At 30.2% G+C, this 11,239-nt stretch carries 9 protein-coding genes and 1 pseudogene; all 10 read left to right on the top strand.

Annotation, left to right across the window (positions count from 1 at the left end):
* Positions 1-191, top strand: a pseudogene (locus FTU91_RS06880) (Vi polysaccharide biosynthesis UDP-N-acetylglucosamine C-6 dehydrogenase TviB); the annotation flags it as partial.
* A 20-nt stretch (positions 192-211) separates the two neighbouring features.
* Positions 212-1,243: an NAD-dependent epimerase/dehydratase family protein gene (locus FTU91_RS06875; protein WP_180081576.1), complete on the top strand. Its 1,032-nt coding sequence runs from the start codon at positions 212-214 to the stop codon at positions 1,241-1,243.
* A 27-nt stretch (positions 1,244-1,270) separates the two neighbouring features.
* On the top strand, positions 1,271-2,731 hold the full coding sequence (locus tag FTU91_RS06870; protein ID WP_180081574.1) for a lipopolysaccharide biosynthesis protein: 1,461 nt from the start codon (positions 1,271-1,273) through the stop codon (positions 2,729-2,731).
* Positions 2,728-3,831, top strand: a complete 1,104-nt coding sequence (locus FTU91_RS06865; RefSeq protein WP_180081572.1) for a CapA family protein — start codon at positions 2,728-2,730, stop codon at positions 3,829-3,831. Before FTU91_RS06870 ends, FTU91_RS06865 begins: the two co-directional genes overlap by 4 nt.
* Position 3,832: 1 nt before the next feature.
* Positions 3,833-5,512 (top strand): hypothetical protein, encoded by a 1,680-nt coding sequence (locus FTU91_RS06860; protein WP_180081570.1) that lies wholly within the window; start codon positions 3,833-3,835, stop codon positions 5,510-5,512.
* Positions 5,509-6,603: a RimK family alpha-L-glutamate ligase gene (locus tag FTU91_RS06855; RefSeq protein WP_180081568.1), complete on the top strand. Its 1,095-nt coding sequence runs from the start codon at positions 5,509-5,511 to the stop codon at positions 6,601-6,603. The genes FTU91_RS06860 and FTU91_RS06855 overlap by 4 nt, the downstream gene beginning before the upstream one ends.
* A gap of 4 nt (positions 6,604-6,607) precedes the next feature.
* Positions 6,608-7,954 (top strand): O-antigen polymerase, encoded by a 1,347-nt coding sequence (locus tag FTU91_RS06850; protein WP_180081566.1) that lies wholly within the window; start codon positions 6,608-6,610, stop codon positions 7,952-7,954.
* 8 nt (positions 7,955-7,962) lie between these two features.
* Positions 7,963-9,117, top strand: a complete 1,155-nt coding sequence (locus tag FTU91_RS06845) for a glycosyltransferase family 4 protein (protein ID WP_180081564.1) — start codon at positions 7,963-7,965, stop codon at positions 9,115-9,117.
* Positions 9,104-10,135 carry a hypothetical protein gene (locus FTU91_RS06840; protein WP_180081562.1) on the top strand — a complete coding sequence of 344 codons (1,032 nt, stop codon included), beginning with the start codon at positions 9,104-9,106 and terminating at the stop codon, positions 10,133-10,135. The genes FTU91_RS06845 and FTU91_RS06840 overlap by 14 nt, the downstream gene beginning before the upstream one ends.
* 3 nt (positions 10,136-10,138) lie before the next feature.
* Positions 10,139-11,239 carry a hypothetical protein gene (locus FTU91_RS06835; protein ID WP_180081560.1) on the top strand — a complete coding sequence of 367 codons (1,101 nt, stop codon included), beginning with the start codon at positions 10,139-10,141 and terminating at the stop codon, positions 11,237-11,239.

Below are 11,239 nucleotides of genomic sequence, written 5' to 3'. Positions count from 1 at the left end.
AGCATGAATATGGGATTGATCCTGTTTCGACATTAACAGAAAACAGCTATGACGCCATTATTCTGGCGGTGGCACATCATCAGTTTAAAGAGATGGGCGTAGAGAAAATTCGTGCCTTGGGCAAAGCAGAACATGTTTTATATGATTTGAAATATGTACTTGCACAGTCTGAATCTGATCTTCGTTTATAATTGATAAGGATATTATAAAGATGAGCCAATATCAGATAGTATGCGAGCAATTAAAGCAGAGCCCTAAAATCTGGCTAGTGACGGGGGTTGCCGGTTTTATTGGCTCCAATCTGTTAGAAACACTGTTGAAACTCGATCAAACAGTTGTCGGTCTGGATAACTTTGCCACCGGTCATCAACATAACTTAGATGAAGTGCAGAGTCTGGTCAAGCCTGAACAGTGGGCAAACTTCAAGCTTTATGAAGGGGATATCCGTAATTTTGAAGACTGCCAGACAGCATGTGCAGGGGTAGACTATGTTTTACACGAAGCCGCGTTAGGTTCTGTACCCCGTTCAATTGCTGACCCGATCACCACTAATGCAGCCAATGTTACCGGTTTTTTACATATGTTGACGGCTGCGCGTGACGCTGAAGTAAAAAGCTTTACTTATGCCGCCAGTAGTTCAACTTATGGTGACCATCCGGCACTGCCTAAAGTTGAAGACAATATCGGCAAGCCACTTTCACCTTATGCCGTCACCAAATATGTAAATGAGCTGTATGCTGAAGTCTTTGCCCGAACCTATGGCTTTAAAACCATTGGTTTGCGTTACTTCAATGTCTTCGGCAAGCGCCAAGACCCGAATGGGGCCTATGCTGCAGTCATTCCAAAATGGACAGCAGCCATGATTGCCGGTGATGATGTGTTCATTAATGGTGATGGTGAAACCAGTCGCGATTTCTGTTTTATTGAGAACACGGTTCAGGCCAATATTTTGGCAGCTACTACGCAAAATGATGAAGCTAAAAATCAGGTTTATAATGTGGCAGTAGGTGATCGTACCACGCTGAATGATTTGTTTAATGCCATTAAAGGTGCGTTAAATAAAAATGGCGTTATCTATACGAAAGAACCTATATATCGTGATTTCCGTACTGGAGATGTGCGTCATTCCCAAGCTAGTATTGCCAAGATTCAGCAACATCTGGGCTATGTACCGCAATATGAGATTGCAGAGGGCATTCAGCTGGCAATGCAGTGGTATGTCAAAAAGTTATTCGAGCTATAGTAGAATGACTAACGGTTTAATAGCATTATGAGCCTTAAAGCAAAAACAGTAAGTGGTGTATTTTGGACTATTCTTCAAAGGTTCAGCGTACAGTTTATTAATTTATTTGTACAAATAATTTTAGCAAGACTTCTTATGCCTGAAGACTTTGGTCTTATCGCTATGATTCAAATAATCATAACCTTAGGTCAAACGCTGATTGACAGTGGCATGGCATCCTCATTGATTCGTACTCACGAACCTGATGAAAGAGACTACTCCACTGTTTTTTTCACTAATTTAGGTGTAAGTGTTATTATTTATGGCTTAGCTTTTTTAATTGCTCCTTATTTTGCTCATTTTTTTGAAATGCCTGTTTTAATCGATTTAGTTCGGGTTTACGCAATTACCTTTATTATTCAGGCGTTTGCCATAGTACAACTAGCTAGACTAACTAAGCAAATGAATTTTAAGTTGCAAATGCTTTTACAGTTACCTGCCACATTCCTTGGAGGTATTTGTGGTGTGCTAATGGCCTACTATGGTTATGGTGTTTGGAGCTTAGTTGGCTTGAATATTGTAATGGCTACTATATTAGCGATATCTTTATGGATTAAAACAGATTGGCGCCCTCGTTTTATATTTGATTGGTCACGGTTTAAAGTACACTTTAATTTTGGTTATAAGCTAACATTATCATCCTTACTAGCTAATTTATATACGGAAAGTTACTCTTTAATTATTGGTAAGATGTTTTCTAGTACCCAGTTAGGCTTATATAAGCAAGCAAATACATTAAGAATGTTCCCTGTAACGAATGTGACATCAGCTTTGCAGAAAGTTACCTATCCTTTGTTTTCTCAAGTGCAAGATGATAATCCAAGACTAAAACGTATATTTAAAAAAATAACATTTTTAGTCTTTTTTACTACAACGCCATTGATGTTGTTATCTATAGTAATAGCAGAGCCTTTATTTAGGATTCTACTTACCGAAAAATGGACACCAGCAGTACCTTATTTTCAGATACTCTGTATAGCTGCTATTTTTTATCCGCTCAGTATGTATAACTTAAATATTATTGCTGCAAAAGGTTTAAGTGGGTTGCATTTAAAACTTGAAGTAATAAAGAAAACATTATCAATTATCGTTTTAGTTGCCTTATTACCATTCGGAATGTATGGAGTGGTAATTGCCGCTGGGTTGGGTATGATTATTCATGCTTTAGTTAATTGTATATATAGTGGTAGATTAATTGATTATTCAATTTTTGAGCAGATGAAAAACCTATATCCAATAGTGTTGATCGGTGTCTTAACTATGATTATTGTTTATTATTTTCTTATATATATGGGAGATAATACAAGGCTAACAGATTTTTTATTATTGGTGTTATCTACGATTCTATATATTATTATATACACAATTTTTTCATTTGTTTTCAAGGTAAATGGAATACATGAAATATACGAGTTGTTAAAAAGTTTAAAAAAGAGTGTTCGTGCATGAAGATTTTAATTGGCGGCGATTTTTGTCCTGAAAACCGTGCTGAAAAAATACTAGGTGATGGGGAGAATATCTTCTCGGAAGAGTATAAAAAAATTTGGAATACTACTGATTTTCGTATACTTAACCTAGAAGGACCTATTACTAATAGTAATTCTAAAAATGATAAAGTTGGTAGATGCATTAAATTTGATCCAAGAGTGATGGAGGGGATCAAAAAAATGAGGATAACACATTTCTCATTAGCAAATAATCATATTATGGATTATGGTGAACAAGGTATAGAGGACACCATTAAATATTTAAAAGAATCTAAAATAGATTTCTTTGGTTGCCATGGTCAAAAAAAATCAATATTGGAAAAAAATGATATTAAAGTCGTTGTACTTTCATTTTCTAATAAAGAATTTTCAGGAATGGAAGTCAATAATGGGGTGGGTGCTTGTAGTATTGACTTGATAACCATGCTCCAACAAGTAGAAATTGCAAAGAAAATAACAGACCATATTATTGTTATTTTACATACTGGTCTTGCACTATATCCTTTACCGTCACCTGAGCAAAAGAGGCTTTGCCGATTTTTAATTGATAATGGTGTATCGGCTGTTTTATGTCAACATTCTCATATTATGGGTGCGTATGAAAATTATAAAGAAGGATTTATCTCATATGGTCAAGGAAGTTTTGTATTTGAATTAGGTCGTAAGAATACAGTGTGGAATAAAGGATATTCTATTCTTTTTGATTTTAAAAAGGATGGACGATCAATAAATATTATTCCACATAAACAATTTGATGAAAGTTTAAATATCTGTACATTAACCCAAATAGAGTTAGATGAGTTTCACTCCTCTATGGATAAATTGAATCAATCTCTATGTAATGATGATGAATTTAGTAAAGCTTGGGAGCTTTACTTAAATAAAGTAGAAAAATATTATTTTAATCAATTCTTTTTGCCTAAAAATAGAGTAATAAGACGAATTTTAAATTTAATTAATTTTAAAATATTTTTTTCAAAAAGCAAAAGAAATATAGTGCTAAGTAATCTTAGAAATGATGAGCATGCCGAAGTTATAAAAGAAATATTGCTAAAGGGTTGAAATGAATAATTTTATTTTATTTAATAATGCTAAACGTTTTTTTTATGATGAAGATAGTTTATGTTTAACTGAATTTACTAATCAAAATATTGATACAATAAATGAAATTTATTGTATTGGGACGCCTATATATAAAGGTGTTAAATTTGATTTAATTTTTGAAACTATTATAAACGATTTTTTTTCAAATAAATTAACCTATGAAGCACTTAAAGGAAATTATTTATTAATTTTTATTAAAGGTAAAAAAATTAAGATTATTTGTGATCGGACACATCAACATCATTTATTTTATGATTATAATATTAAAAAGCTTTCTACATCATTCTTAGAGTTAGTTAAATTAAATAAAGGTAGATTAAAGTTAAATAACTATGGATTTTATGAAAAACTTTCTTTAGGATTCCATTTGGGTGAGGATACATTATTTGAAAAAATAATACGTGTAAGCCCAGATAATGTGCATAAAATTGATACATTTGATATTGAATATTTATCTGATCATAGACTGCCTAAAATAGATCAAATACAATTTCATTCAAATGGTGAAGAGAAAAGCTTAAAATATCAACAGCATCAATTAGATAACTATTTTTCATTGCTAGATAAAACATTTATTGAACAAATAGGTGATCTCGGACTTTCAGGTGGTTTCGATTGTCGTTTACTTTTGGCTTTAGCTGAAAAAAATATTAATTCGAAATTACACTTACATACACATGCTACAGAGGGTGTACATGAAAGGCAAAGTAATTACGCAGAAATGTTGGCAAAAGTATATGGAACTAGCGTCGATAAAGTTATTACTACTAGCCCTAATAAATTAGAAGATGATCAATTTCTTCAAATGTTAGATGAAAATATAGATTTTTTTGATGGTCGTACAGCAAGGCATCTTGGAGCATATAGTCAGACTTATACTCAGAACTACAAAAAGCAAAGTATGGGAAATGCTTTCTATAGCTTAAATGGTCTTGGTGGAGAAATATATAGAGATTCTTATTTTACTGGCTCAAAAAAGATGAGTTGGGATGAATGGGCTGAAAGGTATCTCTTTTTAGAGGGAGCAAGCCTAATTGTTCCACATGAAAAGATTGAAGAAATATCTTATCGAATTAAAGAGATAATAAGAAAAAGGCTTGGGTGGGATAAGGAATATTATGATATGGTTTTTACACATGCATATTATGGTTTAATAAAAATGCCGTTATGTAATGGAAATTTAGTTTCTGCTTATAATAAAATTTCACCCTTTCTTTTGCCCTTTGTCGAATATAGCAATATTATTGAGGCTTTAAAGGCTGTTCCTTATATGGGCATAGGTGGAAGCTATCAAGCTAAGCTTATTGAGAAAATCTCTCCAAAACTAGCAGAAGTAAATACTTCTTATGGTGGTAATTTTAGAAATCTTGGCTTTAAGTATTATTTTTGGTCATTCTTGAAAACTATTACAAGCTCCAAAAAGAGAAACAAAATTGTGAATGCTAATTTAATTAAAAAATCTAATTCGGATATAGCGGTTAAAGAATATAGAAAATTAAATGAGATAGATGCTTTTAAAAATTCAATAACCAAAATTATAGAAATTGATAACCGAATTAATCTTGATATTGCTTTAGTTGAAAGTACACAGAAGAGAAATATCATTGTATTATCGCATTTTTTAAGGAAGTATTTATGAATCAATTAATTTATAAGATAAAAAGCTGTCTTCCAATAACATTAAGACGTTTTTTATTAAAATTCATAAATTTATCAAATTATCGTGAGTATTCAAATAAAATGGCTAATCCTTATAGAGATGATCCAGATAGGTTAATATATGAGAATAGCCAAAATATAGTAGGTATTATTTATAGTAAAATGCATTACCATAAATTTTGGATTGCAGCTTGTAGAGATGAAAAAATTTCATATCAGATTATATATCTAGATAGAAGTGATTGGTTGGATCAGATAGAAAACTCAGGCTGTGAAACATTCTTAGTATGGCCAGATATTTCAGATGAGGTTACTAAGCAAATGCAAGATGAAAGATTGAGGATTATAACTGGTGAGTTGAAAAAAAATATTTATCCTTCACTTAAAGAAATTTGGCTATATGAAAATAAGCGTGTACAAAATTATTGGCTCAAATCACATGGATTTAAAACGCCAAAAACATGGGTATTTTATCGCTTAGAAGAGGCATTGGATTTTTTAAATGGTGCTGAATTTCCATTAGTTTTTAAAAGCAATTTAGGTGCTTCTGCTTCTGGTGTTTACATTATTCATAATAGAGATGAAGCAATTAAAAAGGCTAAGTCTTTTTTAAATAAAGGTTATAAAATTAAAGGTGAAAAGCGTATACCTTTACAAAGAGGTAGTCTTTATATACAAGAATTTTTAAAAAATACCAAAGAATGGCGAATGGTCAGAATAGGTGATTCTTATTTTGGACATGGTAAAGATATGGTTGGTCAATTTCATAGTGGTTCTGGTAAAGCAAACTGGGATATGCCTCCAAAGGAAGCATTTGAAATATTGCATGAAGTTACCGAAAAAGGTAATTTTACATCAATGGATGTTGATATATTTGAAGATAGGGAGGGTAATTTATATATTAATGAACTCCAAACAGTATTTGGAAACAGTATCGCTAAAGAGCAACTCAAGGTAAATGGTATTCCTGGTAGAATGATAAGGAAACCGAACGGGAATTTTGTGTTTGAAGCGGGCGATTTCTGTAAAAATCATTTATGTAATCTACGTATAAAATATATTTTAGGGTAATATTTTGTTTACTTTAATAATTCTATTACATTTAGCTCTAGCAATTGAAATTTCAATTATTGAACTTGTACGTAGAAAAAATAAGATTATTATTTTTGATTTTTTAACCAGCGCTAATATTTTTTTTCTAATAGGCTATTGTATTGTACCTTTATATTATCTAAATGCATCAAGATATATCGAAATAATGCCAAATTCCTTTTATTTGGATAATGTTGCTATTTATATTTTTTTAGCATATCAATTTTTTATATTAGGATGGGGGTTATTTAGAAGAAAAAAATATAATTTTAAAAGTCATTCTCAAATAGGTCAAATTGACTATAAGTGGTTAAAAATGGCTTATTTTTCATTTTTCATTTTATTGTTAATGATGATTTTGGTAGTTATTGGTGATGGTGGTATTTCTAAATATCTATCTGGGGCTTTATCTAGATATTCTGTAGAAGAACAAGAGGTTGGTGGATTTGCTTTTTTATCAAGACTCACTAATGTTTTACCATTTATAGCAGCAATATTCTTTTACTTTTTAATTAATAAAGATAAAGAACATAATTATAAATATATAAAAATATTTTTTTTATTGACAACAGTTTTAACAGTTTTTCAAATTATTGGTGGCGCATCACGAGGAGGAATGGTTAGATTTTTTCTATTACTTTTTTTGGTTTATATCCTAGTTAAAAATAAATTAAAAATCATTCCTCTATCAATATTAAGTGTTTTAGCTTTTCTTTTTATTATTTATGGTAAACAAACCTTTTATGCTACTGCAAACTTTATTTCAAAAGGTGAAAGTTTTTATGAAAGTTTTAAATATATGGATAATATAAGAAATGATGCTGGAAAAGAGGGTAATAGTCTTTTCTTTACAGAATTTTCTCATCCTTATAAAAGTTTAGATGCTTCTATAAGGTACGAAAATAAAAACTATGAATATACTTATTTTAGAGATTTTTATTGGTCTGTTTTACGAATCTTTCCTAGTAGATTGGTATCAATATTTTTGGAAAGACCTGAACCAATCCATATATTAAATACTAGTTTATTAACTGGTGTTTCAGGAGTAGGGGGAATTCCTCCAGGCTTAATTGCATCATTTTATTACTCACTTGGTATTTTAGGAATTTTTTTAGCTAGTTTTCTATATGGTGCTTTAGGAACCGTACTTAATAACTACTTTAATAAAATGATAAATTCTTCAAAAATTTATTATGTTCCATTGGTATTTTTTTCGTATTTTTATGGGTTTTTTATTGTAAACGGAGATCCTAATATTTATATTTATTATATATTAAGCCCTATCATATTTATGTTTTTTTTGAAATTTATCCGAAATGTGGATAGATGAGTATCTAAATGAAAAAAATATTATTTTTAGCTAATACTTTTCCTGTAGATCAAAAATTGTCATCAGGGGTATTTAATTTTAATGCAGCTAAACAGCTTTCTAAAGTTTGTGATTTAACAATTATACATTTAAGAGCTTGGCATCCGAAACGAAAATTTATTGAGTATAAAAGTATTAATGGTCTAAATTTTATATGTTTTTCATTTCCATTTCGTCCAGTAAGAAATAATTTTTTAACTGGATTTCAGCTTTTTATATATGCATTCTTTTTAAGAATATTTTTATCTAATTTATTAAATAAACAAGATATTATTCATTCTGTAGGTGCTAGTTTTTCTGGAGTAGTAGGTGCATTTCTTTCTAAAAAATTAAATAAGCCACATATTGCACAATGTATTGGTACAGACGTAAATGTTACACTTGTGTCACAAAAAGATAGTTTTTTTTATTCTGTTATGAAAAATCATGTAGATATTTTCACAACAAATAGTTATGCCTTAGAGAAACAAGTTATAAAGCTATATCCAAGAAAAACAATAAAAACAATTTATAGGGGAGTGGACTTAAATTTCTTTGATTTAAAAAATGATCATTCTAAAGTTGATAATAAAATTATCCTTGCCTATATAGGTGGGCTTGCTCAGAGATCAGAGCATTTTACTGGAAGGGATTACAAAGGTGGTATTACTTTATTAAAAGCTTGGTTAAATTTAAAAGAATTCAATAATATTGAGTTAAACTTTGCAGGACCAGAAGTTAGTGAAAAGTTGGTAAATGAAATTATTAACAAAGATTGCAAAAAATTCAATATTAAGGTGTTAGGTAATTTAACTCGTTTACAAGTAAAAGAATTATTTCAAACAGCTGATATTGTAGTTATACCTAGTTGGTTGGAAGGATTGCCAAATGCTGGTATGGAGGCATTAGCTTCATCATGTGCCGTTATCGCATCAGATACAGGTGGTATTCCTGAGCTTATTAATGAAAATGGCTATCTATTTACACCAGGTGATACAAAATTATTAAGTGAATTAATTAAAAAATTAATATCTTCACCTGAAAAATTGAGAGAATTTAAGGTGAATAGTCGTCTTTTATCTGAAAGAAAATTTAACTCTTCTCAATTCTCTAAGCAATATTGTAACCTTTATGAAGAAATTTAAAGTTTTATATCTTATAAATTATGCTCCTAATTATCGAGATAAGTTTCTACGAGAATTAGGAAAACATGTCGATTTGACGGTAACTTCTTATGCAGGTAAGGAAGCTAACTTAACAGATCCTAAACAAAGGGTTGGATATAATTATGTTCAACTTAAGCGTAAAAAAATTTTGGGTATTAATTTAAATCCAAATGAATTTACTTTAGGTAATCAAGATTTCGATGTCATTATTGTAGGTTATACGCTATGGAATCCTTATCGCATGTTGAACTTACTTCGTAATAATAAGCGGGTTATTTGTGAAGGTTTAATATACGGGCGTAATAATGGGTTATTAACAAAGATACTTCGTAAGAAATTTATTGAAGCTTCTGAAGGAGTATTAGTGTACTCCCAAATGGTTAAAGATAAATTAGCAAAGGAAACTAAGAAACCAATAATTATATTTAATAATACCTCATTTTCAAAAAATGAAATAAAGAAAGTAGATATACCTCAATTATGTAAAAGATTAAATATCATATGGATTGGGAGATATCAAGATAGAAAAAAAGTTGAAAGACTATACGAATTAGCCTGTCGTAATAAAATGGTTAATGTTCGTTTAATTGGTCCAGGAATTAGAGAAAAATTTAGCCAAAAAGAGCTACCAGAAAATTTTGAAATCTTTGATAGTGCTTATGATACGGAGCTAGAACAACATTTTGCTTGGAGTCATGTAGTGTTTAATCCAGGGGGTGCTGGTCTAATAATCATGAATGCAGCAAGAATGGGGCGAAGTATTGTGATTGATAGAGATTCACATCATGGTCCAGAAATTCAATTAGCTTTAGATGCAAAACAAGATTTCATAGATTTTTCTAACACAACTGAAGTGGACTCATATATTAATAAAATCTTTGAAAATGAGAAAATATTGAGTAAAAAAGGTGATTATTTATATGAGAAAATGCATAATTATACGATAGAGTATATGGCAGACATGTACTTAAAGGCAATTCGGGGTGAGTGGTTATAAATTATGAGTAAATCTTTACTTATTTTAGGTGGTGTCTTACCTGCAGTCCAATTGCTTAGACGAATGGAGAAAATAGTAGATAATATACATGTCATTGCTCATGAAAATGACATGATTGTACTATCTAAATATGGTAAGAAAATCACATATCAATCAGTTAGTGATTGCTTGCCTATTTTAAAGAAATGGATTAATGATCATCATAGTGATTGTAATGAGTGGATCATTATTCCATGTTCAGAGTTATTTATACAATATATTCATCATTTTAGAGAAAATGGGTTTGAAGTTTTTGCTCAATCTAATGAAAATTTAAATATTTTCTCCAATAAAATTAATATGTATTCTTGGTTGAAATCTTTAGACATTTCAATCTCTGATTTTAGTACACTTAGTAATGATTTAGATTTCTCAAGTAGTAAAAAATATATTATTAAATGTTCTAAAGCATCGGAAAACTATATTCCTCCTTTCAAAACAAAAACAATATATTCTCACTATGAATTGCAAAAGTTACGGACTATTATTCCTAGAGATAATTGGGATAATTTTGTTATTCAACCTCTTTTTAAAAAAAATAAGAGCATTAGTTATGGTGGAGTATGGAATAATGGCATTGAAATTGCTGGATTAATTGTAAATCAAGTTAGACAGTATCCTCAAGGTATTACTTCGTGTGCTGCTCGATTAGAGGAATGTGAAGCAAAGAAAACTATTACAGAAGTAATTTCAAAGATTTCTAATAATGTATGTTTACATGGTTTTATTGAACTAGAATTTATCCAAAATGAAGCAGGAATTTATCCAATTGATCTAAATCCTCGTTTATGGGGGTGGTCAAATTTCTTAATTTCGAGTTATCCGGATATACCTGAAAAAATTTTAACTAATAATATTTCCAATATATCAGTTGACCTTGGATTTAACTCTTGGTGTAACATTTGGCGAGACTTACCGGCTTGCTTTAAAATTAGCAAATCATTTTGGGAATTTCTAACTCTTTTAATTTCTTTATTAAAGGTAACCCGTAAAGATTTTATTTCTCTAAATGATATTAAACCTGAATTTAATGGGGTTTTTAATAAATTGCGAAAAGGTAAGTAG

The organism is Acinetobacter sp. YH12201 (assembly GCF_013418145.1).
Taxonomy (GTDB): Bacteria; Pseudomonadota; Gammaproteobacteria; order Pseudomonadales; family Moraxellaceae; genus Acinetobacter.
This window is presented reverse-complemented; position numbering and strand designations above follow the sequence as displayed.